Genomic DNA, 21918 nt, shown 5'->3' on the forward strand with positions numbered 1-21918 from the left:
GGAATGCGATCGGTAAACGGACCCGGCTGCCCAGGCACGTCGAACACCATGAAGCGCATGCGATGCCAGGCGGCATCGTCCGCCGACGTTGCGCGAACCGCCGCCGATGCGACCTCGAATTGCTCACGTCCCGCCCACAGCTCACCGTCCATGGGCGTCTTGGGCCAGCCGGCAGTGAACCACGCGGGCGCATTGACAGGAACGCCGTGGCGCGTGAGAAGCCTTTCGCCGTCCCAGTAGCCGCGCACACCATCGTATTTTTCACTCACCCAGTAATCGCTTAGCGACATGCCCACGTGATAGACATTCGCCAGCATGACCGGCGCGGCCGTACTTGCTGCGGTGAGTCCCGGGCTGAGCAGAAGCCCTAGCGTGATCAGCCATGCGCTGATGAAACTGATCGATCGAATGCACTTAGGCATGACGTTCCCTGCCACTACGAATGAAAAGAGCCGGCGGAAATCATTCACGGCCCGGCTCTAACATTCGAAGAGGCAATTTCCGTTGCCTCGTGTAGCGATCAGCCGCTTGTATGCTGCTTGACGGCATCCAGCAATTGTTCGGGCGTGAGGAACCCACCGATCACGGCGCCGTCTTGGGCGTAAATCGTCGGCGTGCCCTTCTCGCCAACCCCCAGGCGCAAGCCCAGATCGAACTGATCTTTCACCGGGTTCTTGCAGTTCGCCGGCTTAGGTCCGTGACCCTCCTTGGCCGCAGTGAATGCGCTATTGCGATCGGCAGAGCACCAGACGGAGACCATCTCGTTGTAGGTCTCTGTCGGCTTGCCATCTTCGTCGGTCACGCCGGTGCGTGGCCATGCCAGGTACTGGACGGCAATACCTTCCTTGTTGATCGCTGCGATCTCTTCATGCAGCACACGGCAATAGGGACACGTTACATCTGTAAACACCGTGACCGTGTATTTCGGATGCGGTGGCGCGAACACAATGCGATCGGCAACCGGCACTTTCGCAAGTTCCGCCTTGCTGTATGTCGCCCATGCATCGTCCCTGAGGCTGGTGCCTTTGTCGGCGTCGACCAGATCGCCATTGATGAGGTACTTGCCATCCGCGCTGACATACACCAGATGCCCCGACGCGATGACCTGATAGAACCCAGGCATCGGCGCAGGTATCACCTGCTGGATCTCTGCCGAGGGCACGAGCCGCAAGATCGTCTTGCGGACCGCATTTTCTGGCGTGTTCGGCGCTACCGACACCCCAACGCTGGCATCGGCATGAACGACACCCACGGACAACGCGAGCAGACCCACCCAAAACATCGAACGCAACTTCTTGGACATCACAACCTCACAACATGCCGGCTTCGCTCAGGGTGACGTGCCGGTCGGGCTCCGAAGTATCGCATATCGCCCGTAAGAGACTGTTCGCTCTCGTGGTTTTCAGCCTCGCGGATGGTGCTGGGCGTGCAGGCGTTTCAGGCCCTCTTTGGCGACCAATGTGTAGATCTGCGTGGTGCTCAGGGCGCTATGACCAAGCAGCATCTGTAAGGCACGCAGATCGGCGCCGTGATTGAGTAAATGCGTTGCGAAGGAATGCCGCAATACGTGGGGAGAGATGCGTTTGGCGTTGATACCCACCGTTACCGCGTGGCGTTTCACCAAGGTCCAGAACATCTGCCGCGTCATGCCTTCACCGCGATTGCTGAGAAAGAGCGCGGGCGGTTGCCGACCTTTTGCCAGCGCAGGCCGTGCCTGCGCGAGATACGTCTGAATATGTTCCAGGGCCACTTCGCCCACGGGAACAAGACGATCCTTACCTCCTTTGCCGGTAATGCGCAGCACGCCCTGGCGCATATTCAATGCAGACAGCGGCATGTCGACCAGTTCGGACACGCGCAGACCCGAGGCGTACATCAACTCAAGCATGGCGCGGTCGCGCATGCCCAATGTGGTCGCTACATCCGGCGCGTTGAGCAGTCCTTCAATTTCGCGCTCCGCCAACGCCTTGGGCAAACTGCGTGGCATTTTCGGGCGCTCAATGAGCAACGTGGGATCGTCGAAACCCGGGTCGTTGCGCGCTACGGAAGCGTAGAAGCGACGAAAAGCCGATTGCCGCCGTGCCATGGAACGTACAGCGACAGGCTGCGAACCGTGAAATGCCGAGATATCTTCGCGCCGCGCGGTGCGCAGCTGGCGCTGGCGCGCGGCAAGCCAGCGCGCCAACGTCTCGAGGTCTTGCCGATAGGCCTCAAGCGTGCGCTCGGCCAGGCCGTCTTCCGACCAGACGCGCTCGATGAAGGCGGCAATATCCTGTGCGTCAGCATCGGAGATCGTCGCCTGCTCTTTACTCACATCGTGTTTCATGCGCACGATGCTGGGCATTGCGCGCCCCCTATGCAAGCCATCCGATGACTAACACCACGACGACAGACCTTGTTTGCCCACTTTGGCGACGATTGATCGCCCTGCTCTACGACGTGGTCGCCGTGCTGGCCATCGTGATGACCGTCGGCTTGGTGTGCCAGCTGGCAACGGGCGGACAGCTCATCACCATTACTGGTGCGCAGGTGCACATTGCGTGGTGGTACCGGCCGCTTCAGGCCGTCGTGGTGACGGCGTATTTCGTTCTCTCATGGTTGCGCGGCGGTCAGACGCTGGGTATGCGCCCCTGGCGTACCCGTGTGACAACGCGCGAAGGCGCAAGGTTGTCGCTTTGGCAGGCCGTTCTCAGGGCGGCGGCAGCTGCGGTGCCAGTACTGTTGCTGCTGCTGGCGCCCGTCCTGGGTCTGCGTACTGCGCTGTGGTGCGTGCTGGGTCTATGGGTCATCTGGTTCGCCACGGGCCTGGTGGATTCCCGCCGCCGCCCGATTCACGACCTGATCGCAGGCACCGAAATCCGCCGCATCGGCTGAGCAACCGGGGATTTATTGCAGCGAAACGACAGTGGCTAAGTAAGTTATTGATCTATAACGATTCAATTTCCTGTCGCATTGCAGCATTAAAATGCGTTACCGGCTATCATCTAACTTTAGATCGTGGGTAATTCCGGATGCTCTATCAGCTACATGAATGGCAACGCGCCTTCCTCGGCCCCCTGAGTCACTACGCCGAGGCGAGCGCCCGCATGCTCAGCGAGCCCAGCAGTCCGTTCTCGCAGTTTCCGGGTGCGCAGCGCATGGCGGCCGGCTACGAGCTGATTCATCGTCTGGGCAAGGATTACGAGAAGCCTGAGTTCGGCATCCACAGCATCAGCGCGCACGGCAACGAGATCGCCATTGTCGAGCGCGTCGCGATGGAAACGCCGTTCTGCCAGCTTCGCCGCTTCAAGCGCTTCAGCGACGATCCGGACACCATCGAGAAGATGAAGAACGAACCGGTGGTGCTGGTCGTTGCCCCCCTGTCCGGTCATCACGCTACTTTGTTGCGCGACACCGTGCGTGCGTTGCTGCTGGATCACAAGGTGTATATCACCGATTGGATCGACGCCCGCATGGTTCCAGCGTCCGCTGGTCCGTTCCATCTTGATGATTACGTCGCGACGATCGAACAGTTCATCCGCTTTATCGGCGCCGAATCGCTGCATGTGATTTCGGTGTGTCAGCCAACTGTGCCGGTGCTCGCTGCGATTTCGCTGATGGCGGCGCGCGGCGAAGCGACGCCGCGCAGCATGACGATGATGGGTGGCCCGATCGATCCGCGCCGCAGCCCCACCAGCGTCAACAATCTCGCCACCAAGCAACCGCTGAGCTGGTTCCAGGGCAACGTGATTCACACGGTGCCGACGAATTATCCCGGTCACGGCCGCGAGGTCTATCCGGGCTTCCTGCAGCACGCGGGATTCATCGCGATGAATCCCAACCGCCACCTCAATTCGCACTGGGATTTCTATCTCAACCTGTTGCGCGGCGATCTGGACGATGCGCAGTCGCATCGCAAGTTCTACGACGAATACAACGCCGTGCTCGACATGCCCGCGGAGTATTACCTCGATACCATCAGCACGGTGTTCCAGCAATTCCTGCTGCCGCGCGGCTTGTGGGATGTAAACGGCGAGCGCGTCGATCCGTCGGCGATCAAACGCACCAGCCTGCTGACCATCGAAGGCGAGCTGGATGATATTTCCGGCATCGGCCAGACCGAAGCGGCGCACGACCTGTGCACCGGCATTCCGTCATCGCGTCGCGTGCATCGCGTCATTGAAGGTGCAGGACATTACGGCATTTTCAGCGGCCGTCGCTGGCGCGAAGTCGTCTATCCGCAGGTGCGCGACTTCATTCGCCGCTCGGAAGTGGCGCTGGTTTCCAAGCGCGCCTGAATCTTCAGGGCTCCTCTCCGGCTCGGAGAGGAGCATCACTTGGCGAAGAATGCCTTGAAAGCCTCGATGACGCGCGTGACGCCGTCATCGTCGATGTCCAGATGCGTGACCAAGCGCAACGTCGGCAAATAGCCGATGCTGATGCGCACTGATGCAGCTCGCAGATGGTTGTCGAGTTCACGCAGGCGATCGGCGGGCACATCGACGAACACCATGTTCGTGTGCAGCCCCAACAGATTCACGTTCGGGATGTTCTTCAGACCATCGGCCAGTCGCGCTGCCCGCGCGTGATCGTCTGCCAGTCGCGCCACGTGGTGATCGAGTGCATACACGCAGGCGGCAGCGAGCATCCCCGCCTGACGCCAACCGCCGCCGGTGACCTTGCGCCAGCGCCGTGCCTTGTCGATCAGCGCGGCAGAACCCACCAGCACAGAACCGACCGGCGCGCCCAGACCTTTGGAGAGGCACACCGAAACGCTATCGAAATGCTGCGCGATCTCGCGCGCTGACACGCCACTCGCCACAGCGGCGTTGTAAAGGCGTGCGCCATCCAAATGCAGCGCTAGTCCGCGTTCGCGCACAAAGTCCTGCGCGGCGCGCAGGTAATCGGCAGGAAGCACGCGTCCATGCCAGGTGTTTTCCAATGCCAGCAGGCGACTGCGTGCGAAATGAGGATCGATCGGTTTGATGGCCGCAGCGACCTTGTCCAACGGCAATGTGCCATCGGCGTTCTGGACGATGGGTTGCGGCTGAATGGAGCCGAGCACCGCTGCGCCGCCACCTTCGAATTTGTACGTATGCGCGTCGCCGCCCACGATGTATTCATCGCCGCGCTCGCAATGCGACATCAAGGCAAGCAAATTCGATTGCGTGCCCGACGGCACGAACAGACCTGCCTCGAAGCCCAAGTCGGTGGCCAGACGTTGTTGGAGCGCGTTAACGGTCGGGTCTTCACCGTAGACGTCGTCGCCCACTTCGGCATCAAGCATCGCCGCACGCATGGCTTTCGTCGGGCGCGTGACCGTATCGCTGCGCAGATCAACCCAACTCATGGCAAACCTCATGAACTTAGAGAGCCTGTGACTTTGCCGCGCGCCGCGAAAATCGGCAAGTCAGCGTATGCCACTTATCGCCTCTCGCCATAAAGCGGGTGGCAGGATCAGAAACAATCCGTCGCGTTTGGTGCGCCGCGCCAGCCGTAGCAACGCTTCATCACGGGTCAGCAATGCAACGACGCCGGCTTGCTGGGCAAGCTCCAGGAATTTCTGATCGTCGCGATCGCGGCAGCGCGGCAGTGCGATATCGGTTGCATGCACTTCCGAGGGTTGCGGGTGAACCCACCGATCAAAAGCCTCCACCGCAAGCGCGCGTCGTTCGTCGGTTAGTGCGAGTCGCGGATAGGTCAGCACGGCCTGCCATTCCGCGTAACAGTCCTGACGCGTGACAAGTTCGATCTCACGCGCACGGACTGCCCGAAGCAGCGATGCACATTGCGGGTCGCCGAACACGAACACATCCAGGCAAACATTCGTGTCCAGAACGTAACGCGGTGTGGCGCCCGACGTCACGTCGCGTCGCTCAGGCGTTTTTGCGGAAATAGAACCAAGCCACACCGATCAGTATCAACGCCGGCAGCACATTCGCAGCGACGGGCGGAATGCCGTAAACCGTGCCGAAACTGACAATGGCCTTCTGCACGAAGTACCAGCTGATCGCGATGATCATGCCCATGAAGATGCGCTTGCCCAAACCGCCCGAACGCAAGGCACCGAATGCAAAGGGCATCGCACACAGCACCAGCACAAGTACGTTCAGCGGATACAGGATGCGGCTCCACAAGGGCGTCTCGTAAGGACGCGTGTTTTCGCCATTTTTGTGCTTGTAATCGATGATGTGTTCCAGATCGCGCATGGACAGGTATTGCGGCTGGATAAGCGACTGCTGCAGCACTTCCGGATCGAGCTTGGAATCCCAGCGTTCGCTGGCTGCCGTTTGACTATGTACGCCGGTGTCATCGATCGTGCTGCTGCGCACATTGTCCAGCACCCATTCCTTTCCGACCTGCTCGGCTGTATTGGCCTGATCGAAGCGTGCCAGCTGCTGACCGTCAGGCGTCAGCGTAAACACGCGCACGTCGATCAGCTGTACGTAGGGGTGGTCATTGATCGTGCGTAGTGTGCTGTTCTTCGCGTTGATGATGCGGTCACCGTCGCGGGCCCACAGACCGCTGCTGGTCATACCCAGGCTGCCGTTCGAGCGCAAACGCAACTCCAGCGCCTGCGCCTGCTGATCGCCCCATGGACCGATGGTTTCACCCATGATCACCACGCCGACAACCAACAGGGCCACCACGCCCACCGCCGATACAGCGATACGCAGACGCGACATGCCAGCTGCACGCAACGCGGTCAGCTCACCGGTCGAAGCCAGACCACCCAAACCAAGCAAACCACCAATCAACGCGGCGAAGCTAAACATCTCGTACATACGACGAGGAATCGTCACTACGACGTAGAAGATGGCGTTGCTGAGCGTGTATCCGTTACGACCGATGAAACCCAGCTGACGCACGAACTGAATCATCGCATCCAGGCCGATCAGCACGAGCCACACCAGCAGCATCGAACCGAATACGGTCACGCCGATCAGATAGTCCACGCGTTTGATGCGCAAGCTGATGGACATCAGGCGATCGCCTTTTTGCGCGGCTTGCGCGCAGCGTATTGATTGCGGAACGACCAGGCTGCGAGCAGGAATAGCGCAAAGCTGAGTATCCACATGGGGAACGGATGATGCCAATGGCCTTTTGCCAGCTGCCCTCGGCACAACAACAACAGGTTGTCGTACAGGAAGAAGCCCAGCGCGGCTATCAACATGCGCCCATAGCGCGGTTCACGCGGTGTCTGTCGCGATAGCGGCATCGCAAGCATAAGCAGGGCCAGCGTCATGATCGGCACCACCGTACGCCACGCGAACTCGGCGCGCGCATCCGGCGTATTGGTATGCATCAGATCGATCATGTCCAAGTTATGGATCGGATCTTCCGCATCATCGGATTGGATCGAAGACAACGCACTGTCATTGCGCGTGTACTGCATGCGGCGCCAGTTGTCGGCGCCCAGCGGAATTTCATACTGCCAGCCGGTGAACAGCGCGATATAACGGTTGCTGCCGTCGCTGTTGTAGAGCAGATGGCCTTTCTTGCCGGTGGCCATTTTCATCGTGTACGTGCCATCGCGGTTTTGACGTTCGGCAGCCAGGAACGTGTTACCGAGCTGCTCGCCGTCGCGGCTCAAATAGTCGACCAGAATGATGCCGCCCTTGCCCGGCAGTTCCGTAAACCGGCCCGCGTCCAAACCTGCAGCGATCACCGAACGGTTAGCCGCCGCGACGAGGCTGTCGGAGGTGCGCGACGCCAGTGGACCGCCCCACATCGCAATAGCCGTCACCATCGTGATCATGATCACGGCCACGATCGACATCGGCTTGAGCAAACCACCCATGCCCATGCCGGACGACGCGAGCACGTGCATTTCGCTTTCGCGATACATACGGCCAAAGGACTGCAGTACGCCCAGGAATCCGGCCAAAGGAAGCATGGTCGACAAGCTGTCGACCATGCGCAGGCCAAGCACCTGGAACATGACGCTGGCAGGAAAGCTGCCTTTGGCCACCTGCTCCAGCACCTGCGCGAACGACGTGCCGGCCATGATCACCAGCAGCACGATGACGGTGGCGCCAACGGTCTGGCCCAGCTCGCGCAGGAAGTAACGGTCTAGGATGCTCAGCATGCGATAGAATCGTGGGTTCCATGCCTCACCCGCCTGGCGAGGCAAACCCTAAGTCTAGCCGGTTCGACGCTCGTCGGCCTCCCGCAGGAATTTGATGATGACGCTCCAATTCAGCCTTGACTCCGCCGCTCCCGAAACTGCCGACGTCCCGTGCGTGGTCGTAGGTGTCTACGAAAACGGCCTGCTCACCAGTGCTGCGGCACGCGTGGACAGCGCCGCAGGCGGTGCCATCAAGCGCCAGGTGGAAAGCGGGGACATCACGGGCAAGGCGGCATCCACAACCGTGCTGTTTGCCCCGGAAGGCATCAAGGCCAAGCGCGTCCTGGTGGTCGGCCTGGGCTCGCAGAAAAGTTTCGAGGCGTCGCGCTTCCAGAAAGTGAACATGGAAGCCGCGCGTGTACTCAGCCGCCTGCCCATCGACAGCGCGCTCTCCTTCCTTACCGAAGTGGACGTTCCCAGCCGCGATACGGCGTGGCGTGTGCGCACGGCTGCGCTGGCGGTCGACCATGCAACGTATCGCTACACCGCCACCGTCAAGCTGCGCGAAAAGAACGGCCAGCCGGAATTGAGCAGCATCAGCTTCGCCGGCGGGGACAACGCGCAGACCGGTCTCGACCAGGCACGCGCCATTGCCCAAGGTGTGCTCTTCGCGCGCGAGCTGGCCAACCTGCCGCCCAACATCTGCAACCCGGCATACATCGCGCAGAAAGCCAGCGAGTTCGCCGACGGTGAAGCGCAAGTCAGCTGCAAGGTTCTCGATCACGAAGAGATGGCCAAACTCGGCTTCGGTTCGCTGCTTGCGGTGGGCCGCGGTTCGGCCAACAAGCCCAAGCTGATCGTCCTGGAATACAAAGGCGGTGCCGAAGACGAGAAACCTTACGCCTTTGTTGGCAAGGGCATCACCTTCGACACCGGCGGCATCAGCTTGAAGCCCGGTCCGGGCATGGAAGAAATGAAGTTCGACATGGGCGGCGCGGCCGGCGTGCTTGGTGCATTCATTTCCGCGGTGAAGATGGGACTGAAGATCAATCTCGTCTGTGTGGTGCCTGCTGTCGAAAACATGCCAGATGGCGACGCGTACCGTCCGAGCGACGTACTCACCAGCCTTTCGGGCATCACCATCGAAGTGCTCAACACCGATGCTGAAGGACGCTTGATTCTGTGCGACGCACTGACTTACACCGCGCAAACCTTCAAGCCGCACACGATGATCGACGCCGCCACGCTCACCGGTGCATGCGTGATTGCACTTGGCAAATACGCCAGCGGCTTGATGAGCAAGCACGACGACCTCGCCGATGAACTGTTGCGTGCAGGCGAAACCACGCTCGATCGCGCATGGCGTCTGCCGTTGTGGGACGACTATCACGTGCAGCTCGAATCCGGTTTTGCCGATATCGCCAACATCGGCGGCAAGAATGCCGGTGCGATCACGGCAGGCTGCTTCCTGTCGCGCTTCACCGAAGGTCAGCGCTGGGCGCATTTGGACATCGCGGGCACAGCGTGGGACGAAGGCCGCAAGGGTCTGGCCACCGGCCGTCCGGTGCCGTTGCTGGCACAGTGGCTGATCGATCGCGCCGGTTGATGGATTCGCCCATCGCTCCGATGGACTCGGAATGATGGGCATCCCCTACGCCACGACATCATGCCGCGCGCCGACTTTTACCTGATTGCCAAGCCTCGCTTCAGCGAACAACCGCTGTTGCTTGTGTGCGAACTCGCGCGCAAGGCATACGCAGCGCAACAGCCCACGTTGATTCTGACGCGCGACTTCGCCCAAGCCGAAGCGCTGGACGAACTGCTATGGTCGTTCGACGAAGACGCGTTCATCCCGCATCAGCTTGCGGGCGACGATGATGACGATCACATCGCGGTGCTGATCGCGCCTCCCGGCGTGGAAACGCCCGCACGCGTGCTGACCATCAATCTGCGTGAGCAATGTCCGCAAGCCTATGGCGATCGCGTGCTGGAAGTCGTTGCGGCCGATCCTGCCGAACGTGAAGGTTCGCGCACACGCTGGCGCGAATATCAGCGCCTTGGCTTTGAGTTGAACAAATTCGACATGTGAGGATGCAAGCCCTCACCGTTGTCGCTTCACGCGGTTTTCGCCTCAGACGATTTTGTTTCAGCACGCGCTGCGCGCGACGACAATGCTGCCATTAACGCTGTCGACAGCTGCGCTCCCGTAAGCGGTTTGCGCAGAAACCCATCGATGCCTACCTGATGCCCGCGCGCCACTTCTTCGGCACGCGTACGCGTGCTCATGGCGATAATCGGTACATGTTCGCCAGCGCGCTCTCCCTGGCGTATCAGCTGAGCCACCTGGAATCCATCGATACCCGGTAAATCCAGATCGAGCAAAATTGCATCGCTGGATTCCTGTGCCAATTCGGCCAACGCATTCAGGCCGTTGTTCGCACAACGCACACGGTGTCCCAGATGTTCGAGCATGCCGCCGATAGCTGTCGCCGCCGTGGAATCACTCTCAACGAGCAGAACGTTGAGCGCGCCTCTATTGCATTGCGATGCCCGCTCCGTCGTTTGCGCACGCGCCGTCTGCGGCGCGACGAGTAGCGGCAGACGAACATGGAACGTGCTGCCCTGGCCGAGTACCGATTCCAACGTGAGGTGGCCGCCCATCAAACTAACCAGTTCATTGCAGATGGCCAGGCCAAGACCGCTGCCGACACTGCGCTGTGGCCCTTCATCCTGTTCGAAGCGTCGGAAAAGACGTTCGCGGCTGGATTCCGGAATGCCTGGACCGGTGTCGTACACGTCCATCTGCAGCTCGCCGTCCACCCATCCGAGATGAATGTCGATGCGACCTTGCTCGGTGAACTTCACGGCGTTGTTGAGCAGGTTGAACAGCACCTGCCGGATACGCAGTCCGTCGCCGATCAGCGACGCAGGCACATTCTGGTCAACGATCGCTTCAAGGATCAGACCCTTGGCCTGGGCCGCGCCTCGCTGCAAACGCACCACATCCTGCACCACCGGCCGCACATCGAACGCAGCCGACTCCAGAATCAGTTTGCCTGCTTCGATGCGCGCCAGATCCAGCGCATCGTTCAAGAGTTTGAGCAGGACGTTGCTGGCGCGCTGCATCGCCTCGGTGTATTCGCGCTGCGTATCGCTCAACGGCGTGGCGAGCAGCAATTCGGCCATGCCGATCACACCCGTCATCGGCGTGCGAATCTCGTGGCTGAGCGTGGCCAGGAACTGACTCTTGGCCGCACTGGCCTGTTCGGCGATCTGATGCCGCTGTTCGGCAAGTTGCATTTCATGCTTGTGCGATAGACGGCGGCGCCACGCAAGCAACACCAGATACGCCACGGCAGTCACCAGCAGCGCATAAATCAACCACGCCCACCAGCGCAGCCATGGCGGCGATTGCACATGAATCCGCAGAGGCACGCTCAACTGCACCCACGAACCTTCGGCAGCACGCGCCATGACATCCAGTGTGTAATCGCCACTACCAAGGCCGGCGAAATCGCGTTCGCCATGATTGTCCCGATCGACCCATGCGGTATCCAAGCCGCTCAGGCGGAATCGGTATTGGTTACGCGAAGGGTCGATATACGAGAATAGACGCGCTTGAATGTGCAGCTGGCTATCACGCCATCCAATGTGCAGGGGCTGGGCGGTAAGCGGCAACGACTGCTCAACACCTTTGTCGTTAAGCACGGTCACCTGGGCGACCGTCAACACCGGTGTAGGCGGTTTGGCATCGACACTATCCGGATCGAACCCGGCGACGCCACCCATGGTCGGCGCGTACAGATAACCGTTGGGCAGCAACGCATAGCCGCGCGTGAATTCGCTGTTGGCCAGGCCATTCTGCAAGCCCATTTTATGGAACGTGCCTTTGACCGTGTTGAAGCGCCACAGGCCGTTGCGACTGAAAATCCACAGCCGCTGCATGCAATCCATATCGACGTCGACCGCTTGCAGCGATACCGGCCAGCCATGCGCCGCATCGACTGAACGATCCAGCACCAGGCTCTGGCCTAGTGGGTGGTAGTGATACAGCCCATCCGGCGTGGCGACCCATACACCCGTACGATCAAAATCGAAAGCGTCGATCGATTGACCCACAGGTACGCCGGGGACCATTTCGAAGCGGTCTTTCGCCTGATTGAAGCGCAACAGGCCGCCATCGCTGGCATACCAGAACACGCCCTTGTACAAGTACAGCCCGCTACCCCACATGACTTTGTCATTGGGCTTGTCCATGGCGACGGGCGTGACAACCAGCGTGTCCGGATCGATGCGATAGACACCTTGGCCAAACGTACGCGCATACATCTGCCCGTCGGGACCTGGTTCAACCTCAAGCGGATTCTTGAGGTACTGCGAATCCGGATCGACCTGATCGAGCTGACCATGTACGTAGTCGTAGCGATAAAGCGCACCTTGCACAGCGATCCAAAGATGCTGCTTGAAGTCTTCGGTCATGCCGAGCACATCGCCATCGCCGTTCAAACCACTGAGAATGTGCTCGACTTTGCCGGTGATCGGATCGAGCCGATCGATACGCCCTTTGCGTTCACCCACCCACACATGGCGGCCGTCGCGGCCACGCGCCATAGTGGTCGCCACCGAATCGCGCAGGCTATTGGGATCGTCGGGAACGTGCGTGAAACGGCTAAAACTAGCCCAGCCAGGCGCGAGATACGCCACACCGCCGTCAATCGAAGTGACCCACAATCCGCCTTCGCGATCGATCAACGTCTGCCAAATCCAGCTGCCGGGCAAGGCACCGAAAAGCAGCGGTTGATCCACGACAGGCGTCACCGGCGCACCCGGTCGCATCTGCAGGTACATGCCTCGTTGCGTGCCGATCCAAAGATGTCCCGCGGGGTCGCGCGTACTCGTCATCACATTGGTGTCGGGAATCACCCCTGCACCGAAGGGACGCGCGACATCATCGGCGCCTACCATCAACAAGCCGCGTACCGATGCGATGCGTACTTCATTGCCTTCGCCGTTGATGCGCCACGAGTCCGCAGGCTGCGAGGGTTCTAGCATCTTGATGCGAGTGAAATGGCCATCCGTCTCGCGACGAAACACGCCACGATACGCACCTATCCAAAGTCGTCCTTTGGGATCGACGTAGAGTGACCCCACCTGGCCGAAATCATCCGGCGAAGGACCCAGCAAGGGGTTTACCACGTGCTCGAAACTGCGGCCGTCGGCGCGCATGCGATCGAGCCCCGTGTCGGTGCCCGTCCAGATGCTTCCGTCGGGAGTCTGCGCAATCACCCAGACATGATCGCTCGCCAGACTCTGTGGGTCGGCGGGGTTGTGTCCCCAATGGGTGAACTTATTGGTCGTAGGATCGTAGTGGTTGAGTGCCGCATCCAAACTGCCCGCCCAGATGCTTCCATCCTGACCTACGATCAGCGTCGAGATCTGGTTGTTATAAAGCGAATTCGGATCGTTCTCGACATGACGGAAAATCTGGAAATGCACACCGTCAAATTGGGCGATACCGCTTTTGGTACCGAACCACATGGAGCCATCATGCCCTTGGGCAACGGCGTATACCCCGGTGCTGGGCAGTCCATCGTCCACGCTGTAGCGGCTGAACTGAGGCGTCGGCAAGGGCGCGAAGTCGGGGGTGTGCTCGGCAGCATAAGTCGCTGCCGCGGACTCAGACGGTGGCGTGGAGGTAACGGCGCCGGGCGCAGACGCGCTCAGCATGAAGGCCAGCCCCAACATAAAAACCGACACTGTGGCCCCCTCAGGCACGTCAGGTGGGGCGTTCCCTACACGCACCCACACAAGGTTCGATCATGCCAAATCCCGGGCTCAACCGTATGTCCTTAACATGACTACATTAGGGCAGATGTCGCGCAAACAGCAACAATCCGTTCTCCGTACTGCGGTGGAAGCGTTAACGCATTTCGGCCAGACTGTCCCTATGACGCGCCGCGCCCTCCTCCCCGCTTTGCAGTGGCTTTCCCTAACGCTGTCTGTCGGTAGCCTGATCGCGCCATGGGCTGCCTGGGCTGCGCCAGAGAGCTATCACTACGATCCTGTGCATAGCCAGATCCTTTTCAGCATCGATCACGATGGATTCTCCCGGCCATTTGGACGGCTCCACGTGGCCCAGGGCTGGTTACGATTTGATCAGGCCAATTGGTCGCAGTCGAGCACCGGGCTGGATATCGACATGAACAGTTTGGACATGGGCGATGCGGCATGGAACGCTGCAGTGTGCAAATCGTCGTTGCTCGATTGCAAGCAATACGGCACCGCGCACTTCGTCAGCACGTCCGTGGAACAGACTGACGCAACCCACGGTGTATTGCACGGCACTCTTACGTTGCACGGCATGAGTAAGCCGCTGGACATACCCTTTCGCGTCAACCGCGTGGGCGACACGATTTACGGCATGCACACTATCGCCGGATTCTCAGCAACGGCGTCGCTCGATCGTACGGCTTTCGGCATCACCGCCTTTTCCAACTCGATTGGTCACAACGTCGTTGTCTGGCTGGAACTTGAAGCGATCCGCGACAGTCAGACCTCGGCAACCAACAAGGAAAGCCCATGAGCTTGCGCAATACGGAACATCATTGGGGATCTGTCGCCAAGTTCTTCCACTGGATCGTCGCGCTGGGAATTATCGTCAACGGTTTCTGGGGCCTGTTGATGACGGGCATGTCGCCGTCGATGAGCAAGATCAACGTCTACGCGTTGCATAAATCGATTGGCTTGACCGTGCTTGCGCTTTTCTTCCTGCGCCTGGCGTGGCGCATGTTCGATCGCCCGCCGCGTGACGAACCGGCACCGCGCTGGCAGCAGATTGCCGCACACATCACGCACATGCTGCTTTATGGATTCGTCCTGGCGATGCCGCTGACCGGCTGGTGGTACAACTCGCTGCACGGCTATCCGTTGCAGTGGTTCAAGTTGTTCAACCTTCCTGCGTTGGCCGGAAAGAACGACGACCTGGCACGCACTGCCCATGCCGTACACGAGTATCTATTTTACCTTTTGCTGCTGGTGCTCGTGGGACACATCGGCGCGGCACTGAAGCATCATGTCTTCGATCAGGACAACGTATTGCGGCGCATGCTTCCGTTCGGGCGTGTGCGCCATGGCAAAACATCCCCAGGAGAGCTTCCATGACTTTGCGCAACCACTATCGATCACTCACGTTGTTGTTCGCACTGGCTCTGCCTTGCATGGCGAGCGCCGCCGATTACGCCGTGCAGCCATCCGGCAGCACGCTTGGCTTCACCAGCAGTTTTCAGGGCAGCAGCTTCGACGGTCAGTTCAGCAAATGGACGGCCGCCATTAGCTATGACCAGGCAAAGCTCGCAGCATCGAAATTCGACGTCACTGTTGATCTTTCCAGCGCCAAGACCGGCGATAGCGATCGCGACAGCGCATTGCCGGGCGCCGATTTCTTCGACACTGCGAAATACCCGCAGGCGCATTTCGTTACCACCGGTTTTCGCCAGCAAGGCAGTCAGGTTATCGCCGATGGCAATTTGACGCTACGCGGCGTCACCAAGCCGGTTAGCCTCAACGTGACGTTCAAGCCGCAAGGCAGCGGCGCCACGCTGGATGTGAGCGGAACGGTGAATCGCCTCGATTTCGGAGTCGGCGGCGGTCAATACAAAGACACGACCGTGATTGCCGCGGCCGTGAAGGTCACCGCGCACTTGGTTCTTACCGCAAAATAATTCGCTGGTTTGTCGACTCATGCGTGTTCGATGAAATCGCGCACGGCGGTTTCATCGAACGGCCAATCCAGCTCGCGACCATCGCGAACGTCGCGCAAAACCGGCACACGGGTGCCGTAGCGATCTTCCAGCTCGTGGCTATCGTCCACCCACACACTGTCGAACTCGGGCAGGCGCGCCTGCGCCAGCACGGCCAGCGCCTGGTCGCACAGGTGGCAATAATCCCGTTGATAGAGGACGAATTGGGCCATACGTAAGCGAATAGACTGCCGGAAGCCGCACGCATGCGTAGAATAACCAGTTCATCCCCGTCATCGCAGTACACTGGGGATGCTCTGATCAATTCTGCGCAGGTGGCATGATGTCCAGAGGGCTCTTAGGCTGCGTTGCGCGACGCAGGGAAGACTGGCCGTCTTGCCAAGTCGCGCAACGCAGCCTAAGAGCTTTCTGGACATCACCCCATCACTTTAAAATTTAATACGCTGGGGCCGGCTCTATCCGTCCGCATCCCTTCGGCCCATCGTCTCGACAGACAGCCCGTCTGCCTTCGCCGATGGTCCTGTGGGCTGCGAACGGATAGAGCCGGTGACACCTGCGCAGAATTGATCAGAGCATCCCATGGCTGTCAGCGCCTTCGACATCTTCAAGATCGGCATCGGCCCTTCTTCCTCTCACACGGTCGGCCCGATGCGGGCGGCTGCGCGTTTTTCCGAGCGCTGGTTAGAAGAAAAAGGGGTTCTCGACCGCGTCGCGCGAGTGCAAGCGGAACTGTTCGGTTCGCTGGCGATGACCGGACGCGGCCATGGCACGGACAAAGCGGTGTTGCTGGGTTTCGAAGGCGAATGGCCGGACAAGGTCGATCCGGACCACATTCCGGAAATTCTCAAGCGTGTGCGCACGACACATCGCCTGCGTGTTCTCGGTAAGCACGAGATCGATTTCGAAGAGAAGCGCGACCTGATTTTCAACAAGCGCCAGAAGCTGCCGTTCCACACCAACGGCATGCGCTTCTCCGCGTACGATGCTGGCGGCAACGAACTTGCCACGCGCGACTACTACTCGGTCGGCGGTGGTTTCGTGGTCAATCACGATGAAGCGGCTGAAGACCGCATCGTCGCCGACACCACCGAGCAACCCTATCCCTTCGCCAGCGGCGACCAGTTGCTGGCCTTGTGCGAAAAGCATCATCTGACCATCGCTCAGCTGATGATGGAGAACGAGAAAGTCTGGCGTAGCGAGTCCGAGGTCCGGGACGCTTTGTTGAACATCTGGCGCGCGATGCAAGCTTGTCTGGAGCGTGGCCTGCGCTCGCCAGGCGTATTGCCAGGCGGCTTGAAGGTAGCGCGTCGTGCACCGGCCATGGCTGCTGAATTGCGCAATCAACCGGAAGCAGCGCTCAAGGATCCGCTCACGATTCTCGACTGGGTGAATCTGTACGCGCTAGCGGTCAATGAAGAAAACGCCGCGGGTGGCCGTGTCGTGACTGCACCAACGAATGGCGCGGCGGGCATCGTGCCGGCGGTGTTGAGTTACTACCATCGCTTCTGCCCAAAATCCGACGAGAACGGCGTCATCGATTTTCTGCTGACTGCGGCTGCGATCGGCATTCTGTACAAAGAGAACGCGTCGATCTCTGGTGCGGAAGTGGGCTGCCAGGGTGAAGTGGGTGTGGCGTGTTCGATGGCGGCAGGCGGCCTTACGGCAGCGCTCGGCGGCAGCGTTTTGCAGATCGAGAACGCTGCCGAAATCGGCATGGAACACAACCTTGGTTTGACGTGCGATCCCATCGGCGGCCTTGTGCAGATTCCCTGCATCGAGCGCAATGCGATGGGTTCGGTCAAAGCGATCAACGCCAGCCGCATGGCATTGAAGAGCGACGGTAAACATCGCGTTTCGCTCGACAAGGTCATCAAGACCATGCGCGATACCGGCCGCGATATGAAGGATAAGTACAAGGAAACTTCGCGCGGCGGTCTTGCCGTCAACGTTATCGAGTGCTGAGCCTTATCCCCTCCCAACCTCCTCCTGCAAGCAGGGGGAGGAGCATGTAGGTGTCGGATTAGGCTGCTTGCGCGCTGCTTCGATCGAAGATGATAGTCGCAATCGCACCGTTCGCATCGGAGCGTGGCCGCATGGAAACATCCCACCCATAAAGCTCGCAAAGACGACGCACAATCGCCAGACCAAGGCCAGCGCCGCTGCCACCCGCACCTTCGCCACGCACGCCGCGCTGAAAAAGACGCTCGGCGTCTTCGGGTTTGATACCTGGGCCGGTGTCGATTACATCAATGCGGCCTTTGTCGACCTCGACTGTCACGCGACCTTCCAGCGTGTATTTGATGGCGTTACCGATGATGTTGGTAAGCGCCACCGACAGCACGGACGGCGGTGCATTGACGGTGACGGAACCTTTCTGAATCAGCTCGATCTCGACAGGTTTGTCGCGCACTTGCGGACGCTGGCTTTCGATCACGTCGGAAGCGACCTTCGCAACATCGGTGGTTTCGCCGCGTGTCGGACCACGTCGTTCGGCGCGCGATAGCAACAACAGCGCCTCGATCAGCTCGGTCGCTTGACGCGATGCACGCTCGATGCGCTTAAGACGTTCGCGCAATTTGTCAGTAAGATCCGGCGAGCCCTGCAGCAATTCGGTCGTGCTGGCAATCACGGCCAGGGGCGTGCGCAACTCGTGGCTGACATCGGAGTTGAATTCACGATCGCGCTCGACCATTGCCGTGAGACGTGCGGAGTATTCATCGAGCGCCTGCGCCAGTTCGCCCACTTCGTCATCCGCAAAATGCGGAGCCAGCAATTCCGCGCGGCCAGCCTTGCGAAAATCACGCAACCGCGTCGCCAATTCACTGACTGGCTTGAGCACTTTGCGAGACAGCCAAAGGCCAATCGCCAATGACAACAGACTGAAGAGAACGACAGCAGACACCAGCCCTGTAATGAGCTGGCGCTTGCCGAGATCTTCGCGACTGATGTCGTAGCTCAGAAAACCGATCAGACCGTATTTGCGCGACACCGCGAGCTTGTAGTGCCGAACATGCCCATCGGGCTCCACGTCATGCATGTCGTAGACGCCGGTGCCGAGGTTCTGCCAGGCAAGCGGCGCCTTGTAGATGGTGCGATCGCTCCACAGCCAACCATCAATCAATTGAGATCGAAGCGGGTCATTCGGGTCGGGGTGGGTACTTTTGTACTCGACCGCCTGATCGACATCGCTCTGAAGACTCGCATTGATCAGCTGGTTCTCGACCTTTGCTCGCACATACAACGACGCCACAGCAAACAACGCGCTAAGTCCAAACCCGAACAGCGCGAACGAAACAATGAGGCGGAAACGAAGCTTACGCCTGGACTGCATCCGGATCGACCATGCGGTAACCGATGCCGTGTCGGGTGTGGATCAGCGCTTTGTCGAACGGCTTGTCGATCGCTGCACGTAAACCGTGGATGTGTACACGCAGGCTGTCGCTGTCGGGCAATTCTTCGCCCCACACTTTCTGCTCCAGATCCTGACGCGTGACGACCGACGGGCTTGCTTCCATCAACGCCTGCAACAACTTCAAACCGATCGGGTTGAGCTGGATCGATTTGCCTTCGCGCGTAACGGTAAGCGTGTCTAGGTTGTAAGTGAGGTCGGCAACCTTGAGCACACGGCTCTGCGGACCTTTGCCGCGGCGTGCGAGCACTTCCAGTCGCGCCGCCAGTTCCTGCAGCGCGAAGGGTTTGGTCATGTAGTCGTCGGCACCGGATTCGAAGCCGGTGAGCTTCTGTTCCAGCGCATCGCGTGCGGTCAGCATCAGCACGGGCGTCTGTTTGTGGGCTTCATGGCGCAGCTTGCGCGCCACATCCAAACCATCCATACCCGGCAGGGTGAGATCGAGCACGATTACGTCGAAATCGTGGACCACGGCCAAATGCAGCCCCGTGACTCCATCTCCGGCGAAATCCACCACATGGCCACGATCTTCCAGATAGTCGCCGATATTGGTCGCAATATCGCTGTTGTCTTCAATCACCAGAACGCGCATGCGTCTCTCCGCTACGCATGCCGGCGCGGGGCCGGCGGAGGCACAAGCTTAACGACTGCGGGCAGCAAATGTTAAGCGGGATGCTGAACGTCGAAAAACAAGCTGCTTTTCGACCGGGCAAAGAAAAAGCCCGGCTGCTGCGACCGTGCGTCGCTGCCTCCGGGCTGAAGCTACTGCCCCGATACCGTCGTCTGCTGTCACCGGACCTTGCGGTTGAAGTGGCGAGCAAACAAACAGTGGTGTCTTTATAGGCTTGGGGGGGTTACGTGACAGTTAACCCGCGCTCACAGAGGGGTTAACGCGCGCCCTTACCCGCCTTCTGCTCAAGGTGGCGAATGATCTTTTCGGAGACGTTCACGCCCGTGGCCGCCTCAATGCCCTCAAGGCCGGGCGAAGCGTTCACTTCCAGGATCAGCGGGCCGCGCTTGGACCGCAGCAGATCGACGCCCGCGATGCCCAGGCCCAGCGCCTCGGCGGCTCTCACCGCAATGCGCTTTTCGTCAGGCGTGACCTTGGCGGCCTTGGCGCTGCCGCCACGATGCAGGTTCGCGCGGAATTCTCCAGGCACCGCATCGCGCTGCATGGCAGCCACCACCTGGCCGCCGACCACGAAGCAGCGCAAGTCGCTGCCCTTGGCTTCGGCGATGAATTCTTGCACCAGAAAATTGGCGTACAAGCCGCGGAACGCTTCAACCACGCTTTGCGAAGCGGTGCGTTTTTCTGCCAGCACAACGCCGGTGCCCTGGCTGCCTTCATTAAGCTTGATGACATGCGGCGGCTCGCCAAGCATATCCAGCACGTCAGTGGTGTCGTCCGGGTTATCGCCGAAGACCGTGACCGGCATGTCCAAACCCTCGGCGGAAAGGATCTGCAGGCAACGCAATTTGTCGCGCGCGCGAAGCACCGCGTCGGATGAATTGGGTGTGTAGACGCCCATCATTTCCAGCTGACGCAACACCGCCGTGCCATAGAACGTGCTGGATGTACCGATGCGCGGAATGGCCGCATCGAAATCGTGCAGCGCCTTGCCCCGGTAGCGAATTTCCACCGAGCCCGGCGCGATGCGCACGTAGCAGCGCAGCGGGTCTAGCACGCGCACCACATGGCCGCGTTCACGCGCTACTTCCACCAGTCGCTGGGTGGAATACAGCCGCGTGTTGCGCGAGAGAATGGCAATCTTCATGACTTGTCCGTCGTGATGTGCGCGGGCCGAGGGAGGGTATAGGAAAGGGCGGGATTGACCGTGAAACGCCCGAACAAGGCGGTGCGTCCCAGCAGCATGGGAAAAAGCATGTGCCGCCGATCGGTCAAATTCATGTCAACCTCGAAACATTCACCCGCCAGCGTGACTTGGGTCCGGATAAACCATCGTTCGCTGCGACCGCCGCCGGTGTCGACGACGACGCGTCGATCGTGCGCTAGCGCTTCGCAATGCACCTGGCGCGGGAAGCGCCGGCCAATGCCCACAGCAAAGCGCAACCATGTATGGCCGTCGCGTTCAAATGTTTCCAGCGTGTCCACATGCAGCGAGCTGCTGCGGGCGCCGGTATCGAGCTTGGCTTTGAGCGAAGGAATGCCTAACTGAGGCAATGCCAGTCGTTCCCGCCAGCCGAGGGTCATCACTTCCGCCATGTCAGCTCACGCTGTGGGTTTGGAGTTCTCGGTGGGGAACCGTAGGGAAATTTTTCGTTATCCATCCCCCTTTTTTTCAGGGGGATGGAGCGGGTGAAGGGAATCGAACCCTCGTCAGTAGCTTGGGAAGCTACAGCTCTACCATTGAGCTACACCCGCAACGTTTGGCGATGGTAACCGGCGCTAGCGGCTTTTGGAATCCTGGCGAGGTGTTCATGCTTTTCACCGATGGCAACGCCATGTGAATCATAGATAGCGGCTGGCTGAACCGCTTTTTCCGAAAGCACTTGCGGCATATGCGTGGGGCCTTTTGCCGCGCCCATAATCTGCCTGCAACAATTCACAGGAAATGGACGACACACGGAAGCGCGACCGCCTCGCGCGTTACAGCACGGAGAGAACCATGCGCGTACTCAATGCTTAAGCTTCCTGCTCACGTAGCCTGAAAATGGCAGCGGCGATTTTGCTGCTGGTTTGC

At 59.9% G+C, this 21918-nt stretch carries 20 protein-coding genes, 1 tRNA gene and 1 pseudogene; 8 read left to right on the top strand and 14 right to left on the bottom strand.

The window, feature by feature from the left end; genetic code table 11:
* From VK725_RS06505 to xerD, 3 genes and pseudogenes are all read right to left on the bottom strand, one after another.
* Positions 1–422 (bottom strand): annotated as a pseudogene (locus tag VK725_RS06505) (DNA ligase); the annotation flags it as partial.
* A gap of 98 nt (positions 423–520) precedes the next feature.
* Positions 521–1303: a disulfide isomerase DsbC N-terminal domain-containing protein gene (locus VK725_RS06510; RefSeq protein ID WP_325317247.1), complete on the bottom strand. Its 783-nt coding sequence runs from the start codon at positions 1301–1303 to the stop codon at positions 521–523.
* Between the two features lie 99 nt (positions 1304–1402).
* On the bottom strand, positions 1403–2344 hold the full coding sequence (xerD, locus tag VK725_RS06515) for a site-specific tyrosine recombinase XerD (RefSeq protein ID WP_325317248.1): 942 nt from the start codon (positions 2342–2344) through the stop codon (positions 1403–1405).
* A 26-nt stretch (positions 2345–2370) separates the two neighbouring features.
* On the opposite strand from xerD, the gene VK725_RS06520 reads away from it, so the two are divergent.
* Positions 2371–2874 carry an RDD family protein gene (locus VK725_RS06520; protein WP_325317249.1) on the top strand — a complete coding sequence of 168 codons (504 nt, stop codon included), beginning with the start codon at positions 2371–2373 and terminating at the stop codon, positions 2872–2874.
* 137 nt (positions 2875–3011) lie between these two features.
* Positions 3012–4277: a polyhydroxyalkanoate depolymerase gene (locus tag VK725_RS06525; RefSeq protein ID WP_325317250.1), complete on the top strand. Its 1266-nt coding sequence runs from the start codon at positions 3012–3014 to the stop codon at positions 4275–4277.
* Between the two features lie 35 nt (positions 4278–4312).
* Here VK725_RS06525 and ltaE read toward each other — a convergent pair whose 3' ends face one another.
* The 4 genes from ltaE to lptF are packed head-to-tail and all read right to left on the bottom strand — an operon-like array spanning position 4313 to position 8068.
* On the bottom strand, positions 4313–5329 hold the full coding sequence (ltaE, locus tag VK725_RS06530; RefSeq protein WP_325317251.1) for a low-specificity L-threonine aldolase: 1017 nt from the start codon (positions 5327–5329) through the stop codon (positions 4313–4315).
* A 60-nt stretch (positions 5330–5389) separates the two neighbouring features.
* Positions 5390–5845 carry a putative toxin-antitoxin system toxin component, PIN family gene (locus tag VK725_RS06535; protein WP_325317252.1) on the bottom strand — a complete coding sequence of 152 codons (456 nt, stop codon included), beginning with the start codon at positions 5843–5845 and terminating at the stop codon, positions 5390–5392.
* Between the two features lie 10 nt (positions 5846–5855).
* On the bottom strand, positions 5856–6962 hold the full coding sequence (gene lptG, locus VK725_RS06540) for an LPS export ABC transporter permease LptG (protein WP_325317253.1): 1107 nt from the start codon (positions 6960–6962) through the stop codon (positions 5856–5858).
* Positions 6962–8068: an LPS export ABC transporter permease LptF gene (lptF, locus tag VK725_RS06545; RefSeq protein ID WP_325317254.1), complete on the bottom strand. Its 1107-nt coding sequence runs from the start codon at positions 8066–8068 to the stop codon at positions 6962–6964. Before lptF ends, lptG begins: the two co-directional genes overlap by 1 nt.
* A gap of 97 nt (positions 8069–8165) precedes the next feature.
* Here lptF and VK725_RS06550 point away from each other — a divergent pair, with 97 nt between their 5' ends.
* Both VK725_RS06550 and VK725_RS06555 read left to right on the top strand, forming a co-directional pair.
* Positions 8166–9653 (top strand): leucyl aminopeptidase, encoded by a 1488-nt coding sequence (locus VK725_RS06550; protein ID WP_325317265.1) that lies wholly within the window; start codon positions 8166–8168, stop codon positions 9651–9653.
* 60 nt (positions 9654–9713) lie between these two features.
* Positions 9714–10136, top strand: a complete 423-nt coding sequence (locus tag VK725_RS06555; RefSeq protein WP_325317255.1) for a DNA polymerase III subunit chi — start codon at positions 9714–9716, stop codon at positions 10134–10136.
* Positions 10137–10162: 26 nt separating this feature from the next.
* Here the strand turns inward: VK725_RS06555 and VK725_RS06560 are convergent, their stop codons facing one another.
* The gene (locus VK725_RS06560) at positions 10163–13774 is read right to left on the bottom strand and encodes a hybrid sensor histidine kinase/response regulator (RefSeq protein ID WP_325317256.1); all 3612 of its coding nucleotides are present in this window, start codon (positions 13772–13774) and stop codon (positions 10163–10165) included.
* Between the two features lie 220 nt (positions 13775–13994).
* Here VK725_RS06560 and VK725_RS06565 point away from each other — a divergent pair, with 220 nt between their 5' ends.
* Genes VK725_RS06565 through VK725_RS06575 form a run of 3 tightly spaced genes read left to right on the top strand, consistent with a single transcriptional unit; the run spans position 13995 to position 15768 of the window.
* Entirely contained in the window at positions 13995–14630 is a 636-nt protein-coding gene (locus VK725_RS06565; protein ID WP_325317257.1) for a YceI family protein, read from the top strand.
* Positions 14627–15208, top strand: coding sequence for a cytochrome b (locus VK725_RS06570; RefSeq protein WP_325317258.1), 582 nt, complete (start codon positions 14627–14629; stop codon positions 15206–15208). The genes VK725_RS06565 and VK725_RS06570 overlap by 4 nt, the downstream gene beginning before the upstream one ends.
* A complete protein-coding gene (locus VK725_RS06575) occupies positions 15205–15768 on the top strand; it encodes a YceI family protein (RefSeq protein ID WP_325317259.1) in 564 nt (187 codons plus the stop codon). The genes VK725_RS06570 and VK725_RS06575 overlap by 4 nt, the downstream gene beginning before the upstream one ends.
* Positions 15769–15785: 17 nt before the next feature.
* Here the strand turns inward: VK725_RS06575 and VK725_RS06580 are convergent, their stop codons facing one another.
* Positions 15786–16019 carry a glutaredoxin family protein gene (locus VK725_RS06580; protein ID WP_325317260.1) on the bottom strand — a complete coding sequence of 78 codons (234 nt, stop codon included), beginning with the start codon at positions 16017–16019 and terminating at the stop codon, positions 15786–15788.
* Positions 16020–16386: 367 nt separating this feature from the next.
* On the opposite strand from VK725_RS06580, the gene VK725_RS06585 reads away from it, so the two are divergent.
* Positions 16387–17769 carry an L-serine ammonia-lyase gene (locus tag VK725_RS06585; RefSeq protein ID WP_325317261.1) on the top strand — a complete coding sequence of 461 codons (1383 nt, stop codon included), beginning with the start codon at positions 16387–16389 and terminating at the stop codon, positions 17767–17769.
* 58 nt (positions 17770–17827) lie between these two features.
* On the opposite strand, the gene VK725_RS06590 is transcribed toward VK725_RS06585, so the two are convergent.
* From VK725_RS06590 to VK725_RS06610, 5 genes are all read right to left on the bottom strand, one after another.
* Entirely contained in the window at positions 17828–19138 is a 1311-nt protein-coding gene (locus VK725_RS06590; protein WP_325317262.1) for a HAMP domain-containing sensor histidine kinase, read from the bottom strand.
* Positions 19122–19808: a response regulator transcription factor gene (locus VK725_RS06595; protein ID WP_126673328.1), complete on the bottom strand. Its 687-nt coding sequence runs from the start codon at positions 19806–19808 to the stop codon at positions 19122–19124. The genes VK725_RS06590 and VK725_RS06595 overlap by 17 nt, the downstream gene beginning before the upstream one ends.
* 295 nt (positions 19809–20103) lie before the next feature.
* On the bottom strand, positions 20104–20991 hold the full coding sequence (gene rimK, locus VK725_RS06600) for a 30S ribosomal protein S6--L-glutamate ligase (RefSeq protein ID WP_325317263.1): 888 nt from the start codon (positions 20989–20991) through the stop codon (positions 20104–20106).
* Positions 20988–21440 carry an ATP-dependent zinc protease gene (locus VK725_RS06605; RefSeq protein WP_325317264.1) on the bottom strand — a complete coding sequence of 151 codons (453 nt, stop codon included), beginning with the start codon at positions 21438–21440 and terminating at the stop codon, positions 20988–20990. The genes rimK and VK725_RS06605 overlap by 4 nt, the downstream gene beginning before the upstream one ends.
* 85 nt (positions 21441–21525) lie before the next feature.
* Positions 21526–21599: transfer RNA gene (locus tag VK725_RS06610), tRNA-Gly, on the bottom strand.
* Positions 21600–21918: the final 319 nt, after the last annotated feature.

It is taken from the genome of Dyella sp., from assembly GCF_035486915.1.
GTDB lineage: Bacteria > Pseudomonadota > Gammaproteobacteria > Xanthomonadales > Rhodanobacteraceae > Dyella_B.

Bases quoted from the DNA above. Each gene is read 5' to 3' on its own strand.
- VK725_RS06590 (WP_325317262.1), bottom strand. From the start codon at position 19,138: ATGCAGTCCAGGCGTAAGCTTCGTTTCCGCCTCATTGTTTCGTTCGCG.
- VK725_RS06525 (WP_325317250.1), top strand. From the start codon at position 3,012: ATGCTCTATCAGCTACATGAATGGCAACGCGCCTTCCTCGGCCCCCTG.
- xerD (WP_325317248.1), bottom strand. From the start codon at position 2,344: ATGCCCAGCATCGTGCGCATGAAACACGATGTGAGTAAAGAGCAGGCG.
- ltaE (WP_325317251.1), bottom strand. From the start codon at position 5,329: ATGAGTTGGGTTGATCTGCGCAGCGATACGGTCACGCGCCCGACGAAA.
- VK725_RS06565 (WP_325317257.1), top strand. From the start codon at position 13,995: ATGACGCGCCGCGCCCTCCTCCCCGCTTTGCAGTGGCTTTCCCTAACG.
- VK725_RS06550 (WP_325317265.1), top strand. From the start codon at position 8,166: ATGACGCTCCAATTCAGCCTTGACTCCGCCGCTCCCGAAACTGCCGAC.
- lptF (WP_325317254.1), bottom strand. From the start codon at position 8,068: ATGCTGAGCATCCTAGACCGTTACTTCCTGCGCGAGCTGGGCCAGACC.
- VK725_RS06585 (WP_325317261.1), top strand. From the start codon at position 16,387: ATGGCTGTCAGCGCCTTCGACATCTTCAAGATCGGCATCGGCCCTTCT.
- VK725_RS06560 (WP_325317256.1), bottom strand. From the start codon at position 13,774: ATGCTGAGCGCGTCTGCGCCCGGCGCCGTTACCTCCACGCCACCGTCT.
- VK725_RS06595 (WP_126673328.1), bottom strand. From the start codon at position 19,808: ATGCGCGTTCTGGTGATTGAAGACAACAGCGATATTGCGACCAATATC.
- VK725_RS06555 (WP_325317255.1), top strand. From the start codon at position 9,714: ATGCCGCGCGCCGACTTTTACCTGATTGCCAAGCCTCGCTTCAGCGAA.
- VK725_RS06510 (WP_325317247.1), bottom strand. From the start codon at position 1,303: ATGTCCAAGAAGTTGCGTTCGATGTTTTGGGTGGGTCTGCTCGCGTTG.
- VK725_RS06575 (WP_325317259.1), top strand. From the start codon at position 15,205: ATGACTTTGCGCAACCACTATCGATCACTCACGTTGTTGTTCGCACTG.
- VK725_RS06605 (WP_325317264.1), bottom strand. From the start codon at position 21,440: ATGGCGGAAGTGATGACCCTCGGCTGGCGGGAACGACTGGCATTGCCT.
- VK725_RS06570 (WP_325317258.1), top strand. From the start codon at position 14,627: ATGAGCTTGCGCAATACGGAACATCATTGGGGATCTGTCGCCAAGTTC.
- rimK (WP_325317263.1), bottom strand. From the start codon at position 20,991: ATGAAGATTGCCATTCTCTCGCGCAACACGCGGCTGTATTCCACCCAG.
- VK725_RS06520 (WP_325317249.1), top strand. From the start codon at position 2,371: ATGACTAACACCACGACGACAGACCTTGTTTGCCCACTTTGGCGACGA.
- VK725_RS06580 (WP_325317260.1), bottom strand. From the start codon at position 16,019: ATGGCCCAATTCGTCCTCTATCAACGGGATTATTGCCACCTGTGCGAC.
- lptG (WP_325317253.1), bottom strand. From the start codon at position 6,962: ATGTCCATCAGCTTGCGCATCAAACGCGTGGACTATCTGATCGGCGTG.